Consider the following 20,365-nt stretch of genomic DNA (forward strand, 5'->3'; position numbering starts at 1 on the left):
ACGACGCTCCATGGTTTGGGGGTGGCCGCAGGTTCAAAAACTTACGTTTTTTCTTTAATCCAATCCATACACCTCGGCAATTTCATCGGGCGAGAAAGCTTTTTGCAGGCTAAGTGGGAGCATTTGCTTCGTAATGAGGAATGGACCCAAAACCAGGACGTCTAAATGGGTTCGGACAAAGCACGTAAACGCCTCTTTCGGACTGCATACAATGGGTTCGCCACGCACATTAAAACTGGTATTCACCAACACCGGACAATCCGTCAACGCTTCAAAAGCGGTCAACAGACGATGATAGAGAGGGTTAAGCTCTGGATGTACGGTTTGAATGCGTGCCGACCCGTCCACATGGGTGACAGCCGGAATGGTGGAATGCGCTTGGCGCTCTTCTAAACGGGTCTGTATGTTTTCTGAGCCTGCCTCATCCGGAGCCTTCCACCCTTTAACAGGGGCAACCAGCAACATATATGGGCTATCAGCCTCCAAATCAAACCAGTCTTGTACGCGGTGCCGCAGTACCGAAGGAGCAAATGGCCGAAAACTTTCTCTGAATTTAATCTTCAGATTGACGTTTTTTTGTACATCCGTGCCTCTTGGATCGGCCAAAATGGAACGATTTCCTAGTGCCCTCGGACCAAACTCCATCCGTCCTTGAAACCATCCGACTGTTTGTTGCTGGGCAAGTAGCGTTGCCGTTCTTTCCGGAAGGGCTTCATAGCCCACTTCTTCACATGGAATTTTTTCGGATTCGAGAAATGCCCGAATGTCATCATCGGCAAAGGAGGGCCCCAGGTAAGGATCAAAAAAAGCCCTCTCAGAGGCGCTTCTGTCTTGTTTGGCATAATCATGCCAAACCAATAGGGCAGCCCCAAGCGCTCCACCTGCATCTCCGGAAGCGGGCTGCACCCATATTTTCCGAAATCCAGCCTCTCGTAACAACCGACCATTAGCCACACAATTCAAGGCAACACCACCGGCCAAGCACAGGTTTTCGGCGTGGGTTTCTTTCCGAATGTGGCGGGCGGTTTTTAGCATAATTTCCTCCGTCACCACCTGCACCGAGCGTGCTAAGTCCATTTCTCGCTGAGTGATGGGCGACTCTGGCGTTCGGGCCGGACCTCCAAACAAAGATTCAAACCGCTTCCCGGTCATCCTTAACCCTGTCATATACGTGAAATAATCGAGGTTCAGGCGATAAGACCCGTCTTCTTTTACGGAAATCAGATGGTCATAAATTTTTTGGACATACCGAGGTTCGCCATAGGGCGCAAGACCCATCAACTTGTACTCGCCAGAGTTTACCCGAAAGCCCGTGAAGTAGGTAAAAGCCGAGTAGAGCAGCCCCAAAGAGTGTGGAAAATTCAACGCGGCCTGAATCCGAAGTTTATTCCCACTTCCAACCCCCCAACTGGAGGTCGCCCACTCACCCACGCCATCCATAGTCAGGAAAGCGGCTTCCTGAAAGGGTGAGGGATAAAACGCACTGGCTGCATGGCTCTCGTGGTGTTCGGTAAATAGGACTTTTCCTTCCCAGTTCAATTCTTTTTGGATCAGGTCGGGAATCCACAGTTTCTGTTTTAGCCAAATGGGCATGGCTTTCAAAAAAGAAGGCCAGCCAAAAGGTGCATTGGCTACATACGTTTCCAACAGGCGTTCGAACTTCAGAAACGGTTTTTCATAAAAAACCACATGGTCCACATCGCCTATGGTAATATTGGCCTGTCTAAGGCAAAAGGCCACAGCGTGTCGTGGGAAGTCGGGGTCATGCTTTTTGCGTGTAAAGGCTTCTTCTTGGACGGCAGCCACCACCCGTCCGTCTTGTACCAAACAAGCCGCAGCATCGTGATAGTAACAGGATAAACCAAGAATATTCAAGGTGTTAAGGATTTGATATAGCGTTCGTTTCGGCAAGGAAGGCCGCTCCCCGTCCTTTAACTTGCTCATCCCATTGTTTCATCCAACCCTTCGACCGTTTCCCCAACACGTGCCAATCAATGGTCATTGCAGAAATGGGGTACTGCCGGATCCATGCTGGCAGTCGTTCTACGGGAATGTCTTTCCGGACAGGAATGCGGTACATTTCTTCAGCTTGGTCTCGCATGGCCTCTCGCGATGTCACAAACTCATAGAAGCGAATGGCTTCTTTTTGGTTTCGTCCTCCTTTCACCAAGGCAATAGCATCAATGAGGACAGGTGTCTCATTGGTAGGAAAGGCAATACCAAATGGGTTGCCTTTTTTCTGCTGCAAAAGAATATCCGGCAGGTTCCAGAGGGTAAGGTCTCCTTCCTGACGGGCCAGTTTGATATAGAGTTGCGTAGGATCGGCGGTATAGGTTTTGGTTTGCTGGTCTAATTTAGCCAACCAGCGCAACCCTTCCATTTCGTTCTTTTGGCGCATCACAAGCGCCCCAAAAAGGGCTACCATTGTCCCAGACTCCAGAGGATATCGAACCAAAATGCGCCCTTTCCATTTGGGATCTAATAATTCATCCCATTTTTGAGGGGGTTCTTTAACCGTTTCGGCATTAAAGGCGATACCAACTGGCGTCAGGAAATTCCCATACCAACGGTTACGTTCATCTCGGAATGTCCCCTCCACCTGATTTGCCCACGTAGGACGATAAGCGGCCAACAACCCCTCTTCGGCAGCCTGCTGAAAGAGAATATTGGGCGCTCCCCACCAAAGATCGGCTTGCGGATTGGCCGCTTCGGTTCGGATGCGCTCATAGACGGCCTGCGCCCCCATATCTAACCACACCACATCCACATGTGGATTTTGGGCCTCAAAAGCTTGTTCATAGGCTTTAAGCAGGTCTTTACCGTGTGGTGAATATACCACCACTTTTTTACGGCTATCCTCTACACAGCCCATCATCAGCAAAACCAATAGCCCGATTCCAAAACGCTTCATGGTATTCTCCGTTTGGTGGATGTTCGGGTAAATATGCACGGATGGTAGCACATCACACACCACTTGCACAAACATTTATCGTGATAAATCAACGGGAAAGCAGGCCAAAAAGGGATGGTTTCCTACTATAATCCGACTCGTAGCGTGTACAAAAAAATAGCACCAAAAGCCACCCAGTCCTTTATCCTACGCTTCGTGCGGCCACTCGAAGCAATGACGACATCTTGGCTCATAAGCATCTTTTTCGCCCAAGAGAAGTCGTTCGTTGCTCGCCACAATCCGTTGACTATTATTGGCTGGCGCACCACAAACCACACAAATGGCGTGTAACTTGGTCACATACTCGGCAACGGCCATCAGTTGGGCCATTTGTTCAAACGGTTGTGCGCGGTAATCCTGATCCAGCCCTGCAATGATCACCCGACGCCCTTTTCGGGCCAATTCTTGGCAAACACGCGGCAAATCGGTATCAAAAAAATGTGCTTCATCAATTCCGATAACCTGTGCATTTCCAGCATTTTGCAGAATTTCGGCAGCATGTTGTACAACGATAGAAGGGATACTGGTTCGGTTGTGTGAAACCACTTCGGTATCGGCATACCGCACATCAAACGCAGGTTTAAAGATTTCCACCCGCTGTTTTGCAATCTCCGCCCGACGCATCCGCCTGATCAATTCCTCGGTTTTTCCGGAGAACATGGAGCCACACACCACTTCTATCCAACCGGTTTCTTCCCGTTTTATAACAAAAGGTTCCATTTTGCAGTTGCTGTTTGGACATGATCTCGTGATCTGCCCCAAAATAAGATATTCTAAAGGGAAATTCAGGAAAAAGCCTGGTTCACATCCTGAAAGCCTTCAAACCATGTCACTTCCGGCACAACGCCATAGCTGGCGAGGTCTTCCAAATATAAATCTGGCGGCAGCACAAATTCGGGAGTCAAGACCCCCGCCCCTTGTACCGCTCCACGCCCCAGAAAGGTGGCAACCGCCGCTACCGAAGCCCCTATACAACGCTTCACCGCCGACCCGCCCCTGTTCTCGTCGTGTTCTTCGCGAAGTTGATACACCAAGGACCGTTCTTTGCCCTCTTTAATCCCATTGATCACCACCCGTAACAGTACCGCATCCTTCACATCTCCCCCCATGCGCTTACGAATCCGGCGCGTTAGTACATCCCGATACGTCAGGTGCGTACCTACATCTATCATCCGCTTTTCCGCAAAACCTAAAGCCAAAAGAAAACTCATCTGACTGGCATGATTTGGATACCGGATCGCTTTGAAGTCCATATTTTGAATACGACCAACCAACTTGGGCGCCATCTGCGCCAATACACCGGATACATAGAAGCTTTCTAACGTACCTAAAGGGGCCGAAAAATGGATGGGTTCTACACCCGTTAGCGGTGTTTGCTGTACCACTTCTCCGGCATGGAGGGAAAGTGCCTGCTCGGTATATTCTTCCAAAAGTTTCTCTGCCGAAAAAAAGGAAGCAAAGTTAAGCGGTGGATTTTGCTGGAGCGGAATGGTTCCAGCCCTTAGGTAGGCACCGTGTACCGTGTCGAACTGTTGAACCCCTTGCATACACAAGATATTGACCAAGCCGGGCGCAAGACCACAATTGGGAACCACCCATACACCCGCCTTCTTCGCTGTCTCATTCAATTCTAAGACTTTCTCGATGGCGTCGCGGTATCCACCCAAATCGCAAAAATGCACCCCCTCTTCAATGGCTAATTGTGCCAAAACCGGGCTCATTTCCGAGGCAATACAGTTGACGACCACGCGACTGGTGTGCATCAGGGGTTTTAACTGAGACAAATTGCGGGCATCCAGTTCATGTGCCCGCACTTTATGGGCTTGTATCTGTTCGTGTAACCCTTGCAACGCACCCGGCCGGGCATCACAAACATGAATCTGAGAAACTTCAGAGTTTTGTGCAAGTGCAGATACAACGGCGGAACCCATCGTACCCGCACCAATTACGGTAATGACCATAAGAAAACAAATTGATTGACAGCGGAGACAAACCAAAATAACGCCAAAATTGTTGAACAGAAAAGGAAGATTCAACCCATACCAAACAAAAGCGCTTCCATTAATCTAACTTTGGAAAATGAATAAATTCGGAAGCAAGGCCTGTTCCTGTCTTCCCTCCCCCAAACATCCCCCTGCGAACAAATGCCTATCCCCCTTGTTTTAGGTTAAACAGACACGGAAGTGATCCATTTTTTCCTTCCAGCACCTCACCTTTTACCCAACGATGCTTCCTTTATTTTGAAATGGCTTCTGCCCGCCTTAGCTTCACCCGTTCAAAAACAAAGCCCATGCTCTCCCGAAAAACCTCGTATTTTCTTCTTTTTCCCGTATTCGCGATCTTAATCGGATACGTCGTGTGGCCATTTATGCGGACGGTAGAAACGGGCCTACAGGGCGAAGCATGGCAGACCATTTTCAAAAGTACGGACGCCCCAAACGTTCGGGCACTCCTACAATCAGTCGCACTGGGGTTGCTGAGTGTGGTGGGTGCAGGCGTTTTGGGAACGGGATTGGCTTGGCTATTTCACCGCTTCGACTTCCCGCTGCGGCGATTGTTGCAGGCGATGGCCGCCTTGCCGTTGGCCTTACCTCCTTTGGTTGGAGTGATGGCTTTTTTGTACCTGTATGGGCCTTCTGGCATGTTGCCCCGAACGTTGCAGGTGCTCTTAGGCTGGGACGAGGTACCATTTTCATTTGAAGGCTTTCCGGCGGTCTGGTTGGTACATGTCTATACGCAATTTGTGTATTTCTACCTCTTTGTTTCGGCTGCGCTGCGGAATATGGACGGCAGTTTGCTGGAAGCCACTTCGGATTTGGGCGCGGGCGAAGGTTATACGTTCTTCAGGGTGGTTCTTCCCATCCTCCGGCCTGCACTAGTGGGGGCAGGGCTATTGGTCTTTATGGTCTCGATGGCCAGTTTCACCGCACCTTTATTATTTGATGGAAGTGGCCGTTACCTAACCTTGCAGATTTTTAATTACAAAACCAATGGCGAACGTGAACTGGCCGCTGTGGTCTCTACGGTTTTAACGTTGATCTGCCTGGTTTTGTTGGTGGTAGCAGAGTGGAAACCAAGAATTACATCGCAGCAACGTGCAAAAGGAACGGCCTCGGCCACCCGCCCGATCACCCAATCTTGGAAGCGTGGGCTTGCATTGGGCGTAGCGCTGCTCATCCTGCTCTTTTTAGGACTTCCCATCTTGACCATTGTTTTGCTTTCTTTTGCGGCGGAAGGCAGTTGGACAACGCAAATCTTGCCATCCACTTATACTTTTTCGCATTATCGGATGTTATTCAACGACCCTTCTTTTGCAGAGCCCATCCAAAATAGTTTGCAAATGGCGGCCCTTGCCACCCTTGGCAACTTCATTTTTGGTATCACGGCTTCGCTCCTTATGGTCAAATCACGTCTTCCTGGTCGTACCCTCCTACGGGTGATGACCGCATTGCCCTTTGCCATTCCGGGAACCGTCATTGCCCTCAACCTGATTCTCAGTTTTAACACCCCATCCGCCTTCTCTTTCGGTCAAATTCTGGTTGGTTCCTATGCCATTCTTCCGCTGGCGTATTTTATCAGGCATATTCCACTGGTGGTGCGTGCCACCACAGCCGCATTAGAAAATTACGACGACCAACTTACAGAAGCCGCCTACGATTTGGGGGCCAGTACTTGGCGTACCTTTCGAACGGTAATGCTCCCCATTCTTTTTCCTGCGATTGTGGCCGGAACCCTCCTCAGTTTTGTTACGGCCTTGGGCGAGTTTGTCTCGTCCATCATGCTCTACATCATAGACAACCGCCCCATCAGTGTAGAAATACTGGCCCAACTACGGCAATACAATTTTGGCGGTGCGGCCGCATACAGCGTATTATTGATGATGCTGATTGGCCTCTCCACTTTGGCTACCCAATGGATTGGCCGGATAGGCTCCCGTAAATCAAGCACTTAATCCAAACGTTTCACCGGATAAACCCGAACAGCGACATCTCCTGCACGGGCAATATGGTCGGGTGGCCGTCCTGCTACTGCCAACCCATTCCACCCCAGCGGCACATGACTCCATTCGGCACATTGCGCATTTCCCACCAAATACGGTTTATGCCAGACACGCCCCTTGTATAAGTCCCCAGTTTTCGCATTATGGGCAAAAAGCCAGTACCGATCCACCAAAAACGACTCCAACGAACCCGGATTAGCTTCCTTTAAGGGGCCATGAGGAGCATAAGCAAACGAGGCGGTATGTATCTCTCCGTAACGTTTTGCCGCGTATTGCACCATATGATCCTGCCTTTTTGCGGTCATGTGGGCATCTTGATAAGGTAAGAAGAAAAAATGTCTTGCCGCCCTTACGGCAATCGGCTGGTTACAATCCAACGATAAGAACCAAACACCAGGCAAACCAGAATTGTCGGTGACGTATGTACGCACATTCAGTTCCAAAAAATTAGAAACCCAAGGAATCGCTGGTAAAAATCGGGGGCGGATGCGTTGCATATAAAACGGAACCACCCCCACATACGCCTTTCCACCAAATGTATCAAGGTGTAATCCGGCTGGTAAACGGGCTTGTAATTCGATCGGATCATACGTCCAGTGCAGAAACAACAATTCTTCCCATCGTTGATACATGACTGGCTGTTCCTTTTCTGGTTGCTTTTTTTGTGCCTGAACGGCCTGAACAGTAGAAGGCATTTTAGTAGGGGATTTCATTACATCAAAAGAAACGTAAAGCCCTTATTTTACGACATTTCCTCCACGGGCAGGTAGTATTCCCTACCAGTTTCCTTCAATCCTGCGAATTTAGCTTTCCCAAACCTTCTATACCCCTATTCATTATGCTTCATACGTTCCATATTCCTGTAATGGGATTGGGTTTTACCCTCGAAACCCCCATCAAAGTGGCCCGTTTTGGTATTTCATCTGTAATGTCCATCGTAGAAGACCAACTTGTCGAGGCCATGCGCCAGCATCATACCGAGCGCTTGGGGCTTCCATTCACGCCCATCCACCAAAACGAAACGGACGCCCGCGCCCGCCGCATCACGGCCTATCTGAACTTGGTTCACCAAATTGTGGAAGACCAAATGCAGGTCCTGCGTCAAGAATCTTTCGAGGAAGGAAACGAAATTGTGAAGTATTTTGAATTATTGCCGGATGAATCTGCACTTAAACAGACCTATTACCACATGCAAACCCTCTCCGGCGAGGAGAAAAAAATTGCCCAAGATGCCCTGCGGAAACAAATCCGACCAGGTGCTATTGATGTCAATATCATGGCGAAGGTGGACAAAAACAACTATGCCCGCAATGGCGAGATGCTACCCGCCGAATACTCGGATGCCCTTGCTTCGCTACGTGGATTTGCCCAGAGCACACTTGCCTCTTCGGTGGTTTTTTCTGCTGGCTACAACCCAAGATTATATAGCTACTTAGACCAACATGCCGATTTTTATCCGGACGAAGCGGGTTACTTGAAAAAGCGCGTCATTCTGAAGGTGAGTGACTTCCGATCCGCCCTTACACAAGGAAAAATTTTGGCAAAAAAAGGGATCTGGATTTCTGAATATCGCATCGAATCGGGACTAAACTGTGGTGGCCATGCCTTTGCCACCGATGGCTTGCTTCTGGGGCCTATCCTCGAAGAGTTTAAGGCTAAAAAAGCAGACATGCTCACCGAACTCCATGCGATGTGTAACAAAGTGCTGACAGAAAAAGGCTTGCCCATCTTTACACACGTCCCCCAAACGGCGGTGACGGTCCAAGGTGGTATCGGAACCGCAGGCGAAGACACCTTCCTCCGCACCTATTACCAAGTGGACGGGACAGGTTGGGGATCCCCATTTCTCCTCGTTCCAGAGGCTACGACGATAGATGTTCCCACGTTGAACGCCCTCGCAACAGCCGAAAAAGAAGACTTTTATGTGAGTCATGCCTCGCCATTAGGGGTACCGTTCAATAATTTCCGAAAAACCACCTCTGCAAAACAACTTGAAGCCCGCATTGCCAAAGGCAAACCCGGTAGCCCATGCTACAAACAATTTCTGGCAACCAATACCGAGTTTACCGAAAAGCCCATTTGCACCTCTTCGCGCCAGTATCTTCATGCCAAGTTTAAACAATTAGAAAACCTAAACTTATCAGAAGATATGCTACAAGCAGAGAAGGCAAAACTCACCGAGAAAGATTGTCTTTGTGAAGGCTTGGGAGCAGGGACCTTGCTTAGAAACGGTATAACCCCGGCTTATAATTTGGTAGCTTCTTTGGTTTGTCCGGGTCCCAACCTCGCCTACTTCAGCGGCACTTTCAGCCTCCGAGAAATGGTGGACCATATCTATGGCCGTGCCCAAGCCCTCAATGCACGTGAACGCGCCCATATGTTTATCAATGAATTAGAACTCTATGTAGCGCATTTTCAACGCGAATTAGAGGCTTCCTTAGACGAACTGAATACCAAAAAAATCCGGTATTTTAACACTTTTAAAAACAACCTTTTTTCCGGCATTGCCTATTATCGGGATACCCTTACCGCCCACTTGCCGGACTCTGAAGAGCTGAAACAGGCTTTCCGAACCGCCCTCCAAGAGTTCGAGCAACAATTAGAATCCATCACCGTCGGAGAACCTGTTGCTGTCTAATAAATAACATGCACGCAAAACCGTCCGTTATCTTCTTCGGGCGGTTTTTTTGTTGGCTCACTTGATCTTCTTTTTTGGGCATAACCAGTTTCGAAAAGGTTGGTAGGTGTATTTAAACGCAATAACATAGCAAAATTTATAAGTGTACCCGCTCTTTATTGTCATCCTGACCGAGTACGCCCTTCCATTTTTTTAATGATCACTCCTTTATTTATCTTGCTATGCCTCCAAAGTAACGGAGGGAGGCATTTGTCCATTGCATTTTTACTATTTCTTAACATACATATAAATCGTTTATAGGCTTAGCTTAAAAAGCCTAACCACCTAATTAATCCTCTACCACTCTTTAAACATACTTTAAAGATGAATAAAATTTCCTTTATATTTGTAATCTTTTTAATCTCTTCATTTTCTACTATTTTATCACAAAACTTTGCTCCTGAAACCAAATGGCAAAAAATCCAGACGCCACACTTTAGCATCCTACACGATGCACAAATAGAAAAAGAGGCCCAACGCGTGGCCAATACTTTAGAGCATATTTATGAGGCCAGCCATAAAAATATGACTATCCAACCCAAACCTATTGCAATCGTTCTTTCTAACCGCTCAGTTTCTCCCAATGGCTTCGTTACCCTTGCTCCCCGGCGAAGTGAGTGGGAAACGACCCCCTACTGGCCCAACAATACCGACCTCATAGGTGCTGGTGATTGGTTGGAATTGCTGGCCATACACGAATTTAGACACGTGGTACAAAACGATCAACTAAAAACAGGCTGGTTCGAGGTGGCCAATTGGCTTATGGGCGAGTCTGGGGTGTCTATTTTGTCTAACTTTATTTACCCAGCTTGGTTTTGGGAAGGGGATGCCGTTTCAATGGAAACGGCTTTAAGCGATTATGGACGCGGACGTAATCCCTCGTTTGGTCTCCACCTTCGCGCACAGGCGCTCGAAAACGTTCGTTACGCTTACCCTAAAGCCCAATATGGTTCTATTAAAGACCCCAGCATCAATTATTACGACCTAGGGTATTATATGTCCACCTATGTAAAACGGCATTATGGTGCAAAAGCGTGGGACAAAATTATCCGTTCCAACAGCCGTACCTTTTTACCATATGCTACTTTTACGATGAGTGCAAACCTTAGGAGACACACGAAATTAAGTGAACCAGCACTTTATCACGCCACCTATAATGAGCTTGGTAAACTTTGGCGAGAGCAAGCCAATCAGACAAAAATCGTCGTTGGAACTCCGTTAACGGCCCCAGCCAAACATTTTACAAACTATCAAATGCCTAAAGTACAAACCAACGGCCATATCTGGGCGCTAAAATCGGGCGTTGGCCACACAAATACTTTTGTTGCAATTGACACGAATGGAAAAGAAGTTTCTTCAATTCCCGCCGAAGCCGCTGTAGGGATTCAGGGCTTTGACGTGCAAGGCGACCTATTGGTATGGAGCAGTAAAATCCCCGATATTCGATATACCCGTGTGGAAAATACCGTTATCAAACTTCGCGATCTTAAAACCAACGGGGTTCGAGACCTCACCACCAAAGGCTATTGGTTCACCCCAACGCTTTCTCGGGATGGGAGCAAAGTGGCCGTTATCGAAACACTACCCAACTACCAACACAGCATTTGCGTCTTTGACGTTGCAACAGGGCAGGAATTACAACGAATCCCTATGCCCAACAACGAGCAACCCAGTAGATTGGTGTGGCTTCCCGACGGCAAGCGTCTTGCCTTGAATCATCAAACCACCAAAGGAAAAGCCCTCAGCCTTTTGGACTTGACCTCCGGCAAAATGGAGGCGTTGATCCCACATAGTTTTACCAATACTTTGGCCGCTTCGTATTGGAATGGCTACGTACTCTACACTTCCCCTCTTAATGGCGTAGAAAATGTTTATGCCCTTCACCTCGAAACCAATAAAAGATTTCAAATAACTTCCGCAAAATTAGCCGCAGAGAATCCCACCGTTTCTGGAGATACCCTCATTTTTAGCAACTATACCCTCAATGGTTATCAGTTGTCCTCTCTCCCTCTTGACCCTGCCACTTGGACACCAGCCGAAGAAGTTAAAAACCACTTTGTGGCCTACTACGAGCCACTCATTCAACAAGAACAGGGTAAAAGCATCATGACCGACTTGCCAACGACCATTTATCCAGTTACCGAGTATAAAAGAAGCCGTTCACATTTCCATTCTTGGCAGTTTGGAGGAAACAAAAATGAGGCTTCAGTTTCCTTAACCGGAAGTGATTTGGTGGGAAAACGGCATTCAGAAATTGGTCTCCATGCAGACTTTCAAGCCGACGTGCTTGGAGGATTTGTCAAAACCACCCTAACCTCGCACCATCCTGCGATTACCCTTTCCGTGGGCCGCGACCTTCGGAAGGAGAGCCAATTTTCCGCCAGTGGACTTGGCCAAATATTCACTTGGCAAGAAAATAAATTAGGGACCGAACTTACCTTTCCCTACAATCTAAGACGTGGTATCATGTCTCGCCGCCTAAACCTAAATGTAGGGATTGAAGCCATTAATGTGGTGAAAAAAGCCCCAAATAATGGCTGGGCCTTTCCGATACATGTCTCTATTTCTTATCAGACCGCTGCACCAAAAGCCCAGAAGGATGTATTGTCACGCAATTCTAAAAGTTTTTCCATCCAAACCATACAAGCAAGAGTGGGCGAATTACAAGGGTACAAAGCCAACTTGTCAGGTGGATTGACTTTACCTGGCATTGGTAAGCATAGCGCCTTCAGGTTGTTAGGGTTCTATGCTGTGCGTAAAAACCGAGGTTATTCTTTACCCTTACTTAGTAGCCTTAATTGGTCGTCCACATCTGGATTTGAGACCTTGCCCTTTCGTTTTAATACCGAAGATGAAGAACTTTCTCACGCCAATGTGCAATATATTTTCCCGGTATCTTACCCAGAATGGACGTTAGGAAGATTGTTCTACCTACAATCCTTAAAGGGACATCTTTTGGCAGGAATTACTGGAACCGCAAATCGGGAAGTAGGGGTTGGACTTAGCGGACTGGTCAATGTATTAAATTTCCCACGTGCAGCCACTTTAGGAGGATATGTCATGTACAATCCTGAATCGAAAAAAATTAGATTTGCACCAACCTATCAAATCAGTCTTTAAGTCTGCATCGTGGGTCTTTCATAGACTTTTGTTGACGCAAAACCGTCCGTTATCTTCTTCGGGCGGTTTTTTTATTTTGAATCCCAACGTCCACTTCTCGTTTACTGATTTTTTTAACTATCTTTGACCAAACATGAATCTGCTCGCAAAAAACAAGCCTATGCTCTCCATACTGGTGGTTTTTCTGGCCTTGGTCATTGGTATAACCCTTTTGGCAACCTTTTTCGGGTTGTCCGCAAAGAAGAAGACACCTACACATACGCCCCTTGCTCCTCCAATGGGCGACAGTATCTCGATTGGCGAGTTAAAAATGCTGATCCGTGACGCCGTAGAAGAAAGCAATGCACCACTCCGAAACCGCATTCACCACTTGGAGCAGCATCTACAAAGCGAGGAACCACAGTTCTTGGACGATACAACCGATCCGGATCGGCAAAGGACTGCCTTACGAAAAACCAGCACCTAATCAATCACTTTGCAAATGGAATATATTGGCATCATCGTTGTTTTTTGCCTCATTTCGATGGGCATCGGCTACCTTCTTGGAAAATGGTACCTCAATCATTGGACGGATAAACAAGACCCCCCTTCCAAATAATCTCAAACACTTTCACTAACCTAAAACACTTCCACAATGAACGATTTGATCGAAGGACTGATTGGTATTCTGGCATTGGCGATCGTTGCCGCCATTCCGATCTCCTTTTTTTTCTTCCGGTATCGCACACGCAAATTGGAAGTAGAAGCGACACAGGCGACCAATACCGACGTAGCAGGTACATCCCTCTCCCATACCGAACTCACGGGGGTCATTCATCAAGCCGTTTTGGAAGCAGTAGCCCCCTTGCAGGAAGAAATCCGCGCCCTTGAGCACCGTTTAAATACCCCGCACCAAACATTCCAACCCGACTACCGCGACGGGCTTTTTGATGATGCACTGCCCGATGAACCTATTCATGTACGTTCCCTCGGACGACAATCTTCCACTTGAACGTAACACTTCCCCTTCAAGCATAGTCTTTACCTTGTGCAAAACAGGTGCTATTCCGTTTTGTTAGGGAATTGTCCTTATATTGTACGCTCCCATAATTTTCCAATCCAAACCCAAACCCGTTATGATTCACCGTTTCTGGCGCATTCTTCCGATCGTGTTGTTACTCGGCATGTCGGTTGCAAACGCCCAATATTGGTTACAACCCGGAGATGGCAAAACCAATAACTCGCAGTTCCGTCCGATACCGGACTGGCCCACCCCCAACGAATACCGCACTTCTTCCGGTGCACCCGGCCCCAAATACTGGCAACAAAAGGTGGACTATAAAATTGATGTCACTTTAGACACCACCGCACACAAGCTAATCGGGAAAGAGCGTGTTACCTATAAAAACAATTCGCCGGATGTTTTACGGTTTATTTGGGTACAAATGGACCAAAACTTATCCTCTCTCAATAATAGCCGGAATGGAAAAGCAGCCAAATCTTTGCCCAGTTCCATTCCACCAGCTGCCCGCCGCTTCTTGAATGTGGATCCGTTTGATGGAGGGTACAATGTGACCCGTGTACAAGTAATGAATGCACAAGGAAAATTGGTCAATGCAGATTATTGGTTGAACGATACCATCATGAAAATCAACCTGCCTGCCCCTCTCCAATCTGGCGGAACGGTGGTCTTTGATATTGACTGGAACCACATCGTACCCGATAATGGACGCGGGGCAAAAGAAAAAATTGCCGATGGCTGGTTGTATCTGAATGCCCAATGGTTCCCCCGTGTATCGGTGTATGACGACGTGAATGGCTGGCAAACCGATCAGTACCTCGGACGTGGCGAATTCCATCTGGAATTTGGCGATTATGAAGTAAACATTACTGTGCCCTGGAACCATATTGTTGGCTCTACCGGTGTATTGCAAAATCCTGCCGAAGTCCTCACTGCCGAGCAACAACGTCGTGTGGCCAAGGCACTAACCGTTACCGATCTCAAAAATGCAGACCCTGTTTTCATTGTCGGACCAAACGAGGTTAACAAGGCTGCCTTCCGCCCCAAATCCTCTGGGATGCTAACGTGGAAGTTTAAGGCACAAAACGTGCGCGACTTCTCTTGGGCTTCCTCCAAAACCTTTGTTTGGGATGCGGCGGGCTACAAATACCGCCCCACCGACAAAGCCATTCAATTAAATAGCTATTATCCGCGTGCTGCGATGCCCTTATGGGACAAAGCCTCCACCCGAGCAACATGGGAAACACTCTATACCTATGGCCGTATGTCGTTGGAATATCCATACCCACAAGCCTCCAATGTGAATGGACCTGTTGGTGGCATGGAGTATCCGATGATCGCTTTTTGTGGCGGACGTCCTAACAAAGAAGGGAAGTTTAATGAATCTCAGGAACGTGCGTTGATTTCGGTGACCATCCACGAAGTGGGGCACAACTGGTTCCCAATGATCATCTCCTCCGACGAGCGCAAATGGACTTGGCAAGACGAAGGGATCAACTCGTTTTATCAATATTACAGCGAAAACGATTATGCTGCACGCTATACCGGAACAAAGTATGGCGAACAGTTCAAAGAAGGGAAATATGACAATAACCGCAATTTGGCCAAAGGCATTGTGCCCTATATGCGCCAAAAAGACCAAGTACCCATCATGATCCACTCAGACTTGATCCACACGGGATTTGGCCCGAATGGTTATACCAAACCTGCGGCGGGCCTCTGGATCTTGCGCGAGCATGTATTAGGCCCCAAGGCCTTCGACGAAGCCTTTAAGGAATACTCCCAAAAATGGGCCTTTAAACATCCCTCGCCCTACGACTTCTTCCGGACGATGGAAGACGGTGCAGGAGAAGACTTGGCGTGGTTCTGGCGCGGCTGGATGTATAGCACCTATGCAAATGATCAGGCCATTGCCGAAGTGAAGTCTCAGAAAGCAGCCGATTTGGTGGGCGACGAAAAACGCGGCAAAAACTATTGGCGGGTTACCATCGAGAACAAAGGCGGTATGCTGATGCCTGTGGTGATGGAAGTAACCTACGATGATGGCTCCAAAGAACGTATGAAACTCCCCGTGGACATTTGGCGCTACAACGAGTTGAAGTTTGAAAAAGGCTTCTTTTCGGATAAGAATGTATCCAAAGTGGTCTTAGATCCAGATGAAGTTTTCTCGGATGTAGACACCAAGAACAACACGTGGGATGCTTCTAAATTAGAACAACCGAAGCCTCAGGAAGCACCCGGAACTTCCGGTAATTGATCCTTCTGACAACCAAATTATACCGGACTGCCTTATGGTGTTCCGGTATTTTTAAAAGACCATACACCCAACAAAAAGCCAGCGTCTGCAACAAACGCTGGCTTTTTTTACTGCCTGCAACGGCAACCGTTTAAATCACCTTCGGTCCGGCATTTTTAATCGCGTCCGAACTGCCTTCTGCAAACTGTACAAAGTTCTTTTGGAACAGTTGTGCCAAATGATTGGCTTTTGCTTCGTAGGCGTCGCCATCTTGCCAGGTATTTTTCGGAATCAGTACTTCGCTGGGTACATTAGGGCAAGTGGTTGGCACTTCAAAACCAAAGCGTGGATCTACCACCACTTCTACCTCGTCCAAATCGCCATTATGAATTGCATCAATGATGGCACGGGTAATTTTGAGCTTCATCCGTTCCCCTACGCCATAAGCGCCACCGCTCCAGCCAGTATTCACCAACCATGCCTTAGCTTGATGCTTATTCATATTTTCGGCCAAGAGTTCGGCATATTTACTGGGATGCCACACCATAAAAGCGGCGCCAAAACACGCCGAAAAAGTAGCAGAAGGCTCTGTAACACCCATTTCGGTTCCGGCTACTTTGGCCGTATAACCGCTGATAAAGTGGTACATCGCTTGTTCGGGCGAAAGGCGCGCAACGGGTGGCAAGACCCCGAAAGCATCACACGTAAGGAAGATAATGTTCTTCGGATGACCGCCCATAGACGGCACTTTCGCATTCGGGATGTACTCAATCGGATAGGCCGCACGGGTATTTTCGGTGATACTGGTATCGGTATAATCTACGGCATGGGTATCCTGATCAAAAACCACATTTTCTAATACCGTACCAAATTTAATGGCCCCATAAATCTCCGGTTCTTTTTCTCTCGTCAGGTCTATGGCTTTTGCATAACATCCCCCTTCGATATTAAATATCCCGTCATCCGTCCAACAGTGCTCATCATCTCCAATTAGGTAGCGGTTTGGGTCTGCCGAAAGAGTTGTTTTTCCTGTCCCACTCAGGCCAAAAAACAACGACACATCGCCCTCTTTGCCCTCGTTTGCCGAGCAGTGCATGGAAAGAACGCCGCGTTCTGGCATGATGTAGTTCATGATGGTAAAGACCCCCTTTTTCATTTCACCCGCATACTCGGTACCTAGGATGACAAATTGTTTGCGCTCAAAGCAGAGGTCCACACTCGTCTTCGAGGTCATTCCATCGGTATATCGGTTTGCCCCAAAAGCACCTGCATTATAAATCACATAATCTGGCTCGCCAAAGTTTTCTAACTCCTCTTTTGTCGGACGAATCAGCATGTTGTTCATAAAGAGTGCATGGTAGGGACGGGTACAGATAATCCGGACTTTAATCCGGTATTTAGGATCCCACCCAGCAAAGCCATCCATCACATATATGCGATCGCGGGTATTGAGGTAATCTATTGCCCGTTCATGGTTAATCTCGAAGGTGTGCTCATCCATTCCAATGTTGATGCTTCCCCACCAAATATTTCCTTGGCTATTTGGATGCACCACAATCCGCTTGTCTTTAGGACTACGTCCGGTTTTTTGACCAGAGCGAATCATCAGCGCACCTGTGTCTGAAAATCCAGCTCCTTTTTCATATTGAAGGGCCTCTTCGTATAACACGGCGGGCGCAATATTACGAATCACATTTTGAACGGTTATTCCGTATTTTTTTAGGTCTAATGACATGATAGTAGGGGTTTAATGTAACAAGTCCGGACTCTTCATCCGGAATATATTAATTGGTCTTTTCACCATTAAAAGGTTTCAGGTTCAAATTGTGCGGTAAAATGTCGCAACATAGGTGGTTCCCAGGTAATTTTCATGCCGGGAAGTTGGTCTTTGTGACGACTGATCTCCTCAAAGACCTCGATCACATAATCCATATGACTTTGGGTATAAACCCGCCTCGGAATGGCCAGCCGGACCAATTCCATGGCTGCGGGCCGTTCGGTGCCATCGGGCTGTTTGCCAAACATTACGGAACCAATTTCGCAAGCTCGGATCCCACCCATCTCGTATAAAGCCACCACCAACGATTGACCTGGATAAGAGGTCGGGGGGATGTGTGGAAGGAAAGAATTGGCATCCACATAAACCGCATGGCCACCCACTGGCCTAACAATGGGGATACCCATATCGGTTAAGGCTTGCCCGACATAGGCGGTAGAGACAATGCGATATTGCAAATAATCTTCTTGTATCACTTCTTCCAGACCAATGGCCATCACCTCCAGATCCCGCCCAGAGAGACCGCCATAGGTTGGGAAGCCTTCTGTGATAATCAATAAGTTACGGGCCCCCGCTGCCCATTGTTCGTCGTTCAGGGCCAACCACCCCCCCATATTCACCAAAGCATCTTTTTTGGCGCTCATGGTCATACCGTCGGCATAGGAGAACATTTCCTGAACAATACTTTTTACGGAGCGATCGGCAAATCCTTCTTCGCGGAGTTTGATGAAATACGCATTCTCCGCAAACCGACACGCATCTATAAACAATGGTTTTCCATACTGCACGCAGATCGCCTTGGTCTCACGGATATTCTGCATCGAAACAGGCTGGCCACCACCGGAGTTATTCGTAATGGTCAGCATCACCAGTGGGATGGATTCATGCTTCTCGGCCAAAAGTGCCGCTAATTTCGAGACATCTATATTGCCTTTAAAAGGATACGCGGATTGCGGATCTTTCCCTTCTTCAATCACCAAATCCAACCCAATCGCACCCGAAAACTCTACATTGGCCCGTGTGGTATCAAAATGGGTGTTGTTTGGAATGATCTTTCCTGATCCGCCAACAATCGAGAACAAAATTTTCTCGGCAGCTCGGCCTTGGTGTGTAGGAATGATGTACTTGAAGGGCATCAATGTACGGACAGCCTCTTCAAAGCGATAATATGAGGGCGAACCCGCATAACTTTCATCACCCCGCATAATGCCCGACCACTGGGCTGCGCTCATGGCAGAGGTTCCGGAATCGGTAAGCAAATCAATCATGACATCTTCGGACTTTAAGCCGAATGCATTGTAGTGAACGTTGCGGATGGCTATCGCCCGCTCAGCACGAGACGTCATCCGAATGGGTTCAACAGATTTGATTTTGAAGGGCTCAATAATGGTTTTCATAACAGGGGGTAGGGGACTTCATTTTTTGGGGTTATACGCGCCAAAAATGCGCAATACTTTTTATTAGTTCTTCGGCGTGCATTTCGCCGTCTTTATAGGAGCCAAAGGGGTCTTCCAGTCTCGCATCAGGGTTTTGCAGCAATGTAAGGGTATGGGCTACGCTCTGGGCCAAAGCGTTCACATGGTAGCCACCCTCTAATGTGGCAATCAGACGGCCATCGGCATATTGGTCTGCCCACGCCATGATTTCCAAAATCATCGCATCAAACCCAGCAGTAGAAAGGTGCATATGGGCCATCGGATCCATCCAGTGCGCATCATACCCAGCAGAAACAAAAATGGCTTCTGGCTTGAAACGGGCCACCAAAGGGGCAAAAACCTTACGAAACACACTCAAGTAGGTCTCGTCCCCCGCACCGGGCAATAACGGCACATTCACCGTAAAGCCTTCACCCTCCTCACGCCCTGTTTCTTGAATAAATCCGGACTCCGGATAAAATGGCGGTGCGCCATGCACACTCATAAACAAGATATTCGGATCGTCATAGAGCATCTCCTGCGTACCATTGCCATGATGTACATCAAAATCCAAGACCAAAACCCGTTCTAAGCCAAATTTCCGCTTTGCATATTTGGCTGCAATGGCTACGTTCCCGAAGAGGCAAAAACCCATCGCTGCGTGTGGGCGCGCATGGTGACCCGGCGGACGTTGCAAGGCCATGCCATTATCTGCACGACCCGATAAAACAGCATCAGTAATATTAAGCAAACCACCCACACCCCGCAGCGCCACCTCCAATGAATGTTGGGTACAATACGTATCGGGATCCAAATAACTTAGCCCTTGGTGTACCATATAATGCAAGTGGTCCACGTACCGCGTACTATGAACCACTTTAATGTGCTCCATATCTGCCTCCGACGTCTCCAACCGGGTTAAACGTTCAGACAGCCCGGTCTCTTCCAGTACTTTCCAAACGCGCTCCAATCGGCCTTTGTGTTCGGGGTGTCCCGGCGTGGTGTGCTCCACATGCGAAGGGTCGAAGGTATAAACGGTTTTATTCATGGTTTCAATACAACGGTGTATAAAGCATTTGAAAAGTATGGGTGTATCGTTCTTAAAATACGCCAACCCCAAAAACACGGTGTAAGGGAATTTTGCACACTGCCCCAGATTCCTTTCAGTTAAAGTGAATTATAAACGGAGG

At 48.0% G+C, this 20,365-nt stretch carries 14 protein-coding genes; 6 read left to right on the forward strand and 8 right to left on the reverse strand.

What is annotated here, in order from left to right; genetic code table 11:
- Window positions 1-54: 54 nt before the first annotated feature.
- The 4 genes from JNN12_09495 to JNN12_09510 form a co-directional block, all read right to left on the reverse strand.
- A complete protein-coding gene (locus JNN12_09495; protein ID MBL7978565.1) occupies window positions 55-1,875 on the reverse strand; it encodes a carbamoyltransferase in 1,821 nt (606 codons plus the stop codon).
- Between the two features lie 4 nt (window positions 1,876-1,879).
- Window positions 1,880-2,911: an extracellular solute-binding protein gene (locus JNN12_09500; GenBank protein ID MBL7978566.1), complete on the reverse strand. Its 1,032-nt coding sequence runs from the start codon at window positions 2,909-2,911 to the stop codon at window positions 1,880-1,882.
- Window positions 2,912-3,097: 186 nt separating this feature from the next.
- Window positions 3,098-3,670, reverse strand: coding sequence for a thymidine kinase (locus JNN12_09505; protein ID MBL7978567.1), 573 nt, complete (start codon window positions 3,668-3,670; stop codon window positions 3,098-3,100).
- Between the two features lie 65 nt (window positions 3,671-3,735).
- Window positions 3,736-4,911 (reverse strand): saccharopine dehydrogenase NADP-binding domain-containing protein, encoded by a 1,176-nt coding sequence (locus JNN12_09510; GenBank protein ID MBL7978568.1) that lies wholly within the window; start codon window positions 4,909-4,911, stop codon window positions 3,736-3,738.
- A gap of 329 nt (window positions 4,912-5,240) precedes the next feature.
- On the opposite strand from JNN12_09510, the gene JNN12_09515 reads away from it, so the two are divergent.
- Window positions 5,241-6,902, forward strand: coding sequence for an iron ABC transporter permease (locus tag JNN12_09515; protein ID MBL7978569.1), 1,662 nt, complete (start codon window positions 5,241-5,243; stop codon window positions 6,900-6,902).
- Here the strand turns inward: JNN12_09515 and JNN12_09520 are convergent.
- Window positions 6,899-7,645 (reverse strand): DUF2071 domain-containing protein, encoded by a 747-nt coding sequence (locus JNN12_09520; protein MBL7978570.1) that lies wholly within the window; start codon window positions 7,643-7,645, stop codon window positions 6,899-6,901. The two genes, JNN12_09515 and JNN12_09520, sit on opposite strands and share 4 nt — an antisense overlap.
- Window positions 7,646-7,788: 143 nt before the next feature.
- On the opposite strand from JNN12_09520, the gene JNN12_09525 reads away from it, so the two are divergent.
- The 5 genes from JNN12_09525 to JNN12_09545 all read left to right on the forward strand — a co-directional run bounded on the left by JNN12_09525 (window position 7,789) and on the right by JNN12_09545 (window position 16,004).
- The gene (locus JNN12_09525) at window positions 7,789-9,588 is read left to right on the forward strand and encodes a hypothetical protein (protein MBL7978571.1); all 1,800 of its coding nucleotides are present in this window, start codon (window positions 7,789-7,791) and stop codon (window positions 9,586-9,588) included.
- Window positions 9,589-9,951: 363 nt separating this feature from the next.
- Window positions 9,952-12,747, forward strand: coding sequence for a hypothetical protein (locus JNN12_09530; GenBank protein ID MBL7978572.1), 2,796 nt, complete (start codon window positions 9,952-9,954; stop codon window positions 12,745-12,747).
- A gap of 133 nt (window positions 12,748-12,880) precedes the next feature.
- A complete protein-coding gene (locus JNN12_09535; protein MBL7978573.1) occupies window positions 12,881-13,213 on the forward strand; it encodes a hypothetical protein in 333 nt (110 codons plus the stop codon).
- A gap of 168 nt (window positions 13,214-13,381) precedes the next feature.
- Entirely contained in the window at window positions 13,382-13,738 is a 357-nt protein-coding gene (locus JNN12_09540) for a hypothetical protein (protein MBL7978574.1), read from the forward strand.
- 124 nt (window positions 13,739-13,862) lie between these two features.
- Window positions 13,863-16,004: a M1 family metallopeptidase gene (locus JNN12_09545; GenBank protein MBL7978575.1), complete on the forward strand. Its 2,142-nt coding sequence runs from the start codon at window positions 13,863-13,865 to the stop codon at window positions 16,002-16,004.
- 130 nt (window positions 16,005-16,134) lie between these two features.
- On the opposite strand, the gene pckA is transcribed toward JNN12_09545, so the two are convergent.
- The 3 genes from pckA to JNN12_09560 form a co-directional block, all read right to left on the reverse strand.
- On the reverse strand, window positions 16,135-17,721 hold the full coding sequence (pckA, locus tag JNN12_09550; GenBank protein MBL7978576.1) for a phosphoenolpyruvate carboxykinase (ATP): 1,587 nt from the start codon (window positions 17,719-17,721) through the stop codon (window positions 16,135-16,137).
- Between the two features lie 65 nt (window positions 17,722-17,786).
- A complete protein-coding gene (locus JNN12_09555) occupies window positions 17,787-19,157 on the reverse strand; it encodes a tryptophanase (protein ID MBL7978577.1) in 1,371 nt (456 codons plus the stop codon).
- 31 nt (window positions 19,158-19,188) lie between these two features.
- On the reverse strand, window positions 19,189-20,223 hold the full coding sequence (locus tag JNN12_09560) for a histone deacetylase (protein ID MBL7978578.1): 1,035 nt from the start codon (window positions 20,221-20,223) through the stop codon (window positions 19,189-19,191).
- Between the last annotated feature and the right edge of the window lie 142 nt (window positions 20,224-20,365).

This window comes from Bacteroidetes Order II. bacterium, from assembly GCA_016788705.1.
In the GTDB taxonomy this organism is placed as follows: Bacteria; Bacteroidota; Rhodothermia; order Rhodothermales; family UBA2364; genus UBA2364.

Bases quoted from the DNA above. Each gene is read 5' to 3' on its own strand.
- JNN12_09500 (MBL7978566.1), bottom strand. From the start codon at position 2,911: ATGAAGCGTTTTGGAATCGGGCTATTGGTTTTGCTGATGATGGGCTGT.
- JNN12_09505 (MBL7978567.1), bottom strand. From the start codon at position 3,670: ATGGAACCTTTTGTTATAAAACGGGAAGAAACCGGTTGGATAGAAGTG.
- JNN12_09510 (MBL7978568.1), bottom strand. From the start codon at position 4,911: ATGGTCATTACCGTAATTGGTGCGGGTACGATGGGTTCCGCCGTTGTA.
- JNN12_09515 (MBL7978569.1), top strand. From the start codon at position 5,241: ATGCTCTCCCGAAAAACCTCGTATTTTCTTCTTTTTCCCGTATTCGCG.
- JNN12_09520 (MBL7978570.1), bottom strand. From the start codon at position 7,645: ATGCCTTCTACTGTTCAGGCCGTTCAGGCACAAAAAAAGCAACCAGAA.
- JNN12_09525 (MBL7978571.1), top strand. From the start codon at position 7,789: ATGCTTCATACGTTCCATATTCCTGTAATGGGATTGGGTTTTACCCTC.
- JNN12_09530 (MBL7978572.1), top strand. From the start codon at position 9,952: ATGAATAAAATTTCCTTTATATTTGTAATCTTTTTAATCTCTTCATTT.
- JNN12_09535 (MBL7978573.1), top strand. From the start codon at position 12,881: ATGAATCTGCTCGCAAAAAACAAGCCTATGCTCTCCATACTGGTGGTT.
- JNN12_09540 (MBL7978574.1), top strand. From the start codon at position 13,382: ATGAACGATTTGATCGAAGGACTGATTGGTATTCTGGCATTGGCGATC.
- JNN12_09545 (MBL7978575.1), top strand. From the start codon at position 13,863: ATGATTCACCGTTTCTGGCGCATTCTTCCGATCGTGTTGTTACTCGGC.
- JNN12_09555 (MBL7978577.1), bottom strand. From the start codon at position 19,157: ATGAAAACCATTATTGAGCCCTTCAAAATCAAATCTGTTGAACCCATT.
- JNN12_09560 (MBL7978578.1), bottom strand. From the start codon at position 20,223: ATGAATAAAACCGTTTATACCTTCGACCCTTCGCATGTGGAGCACACC.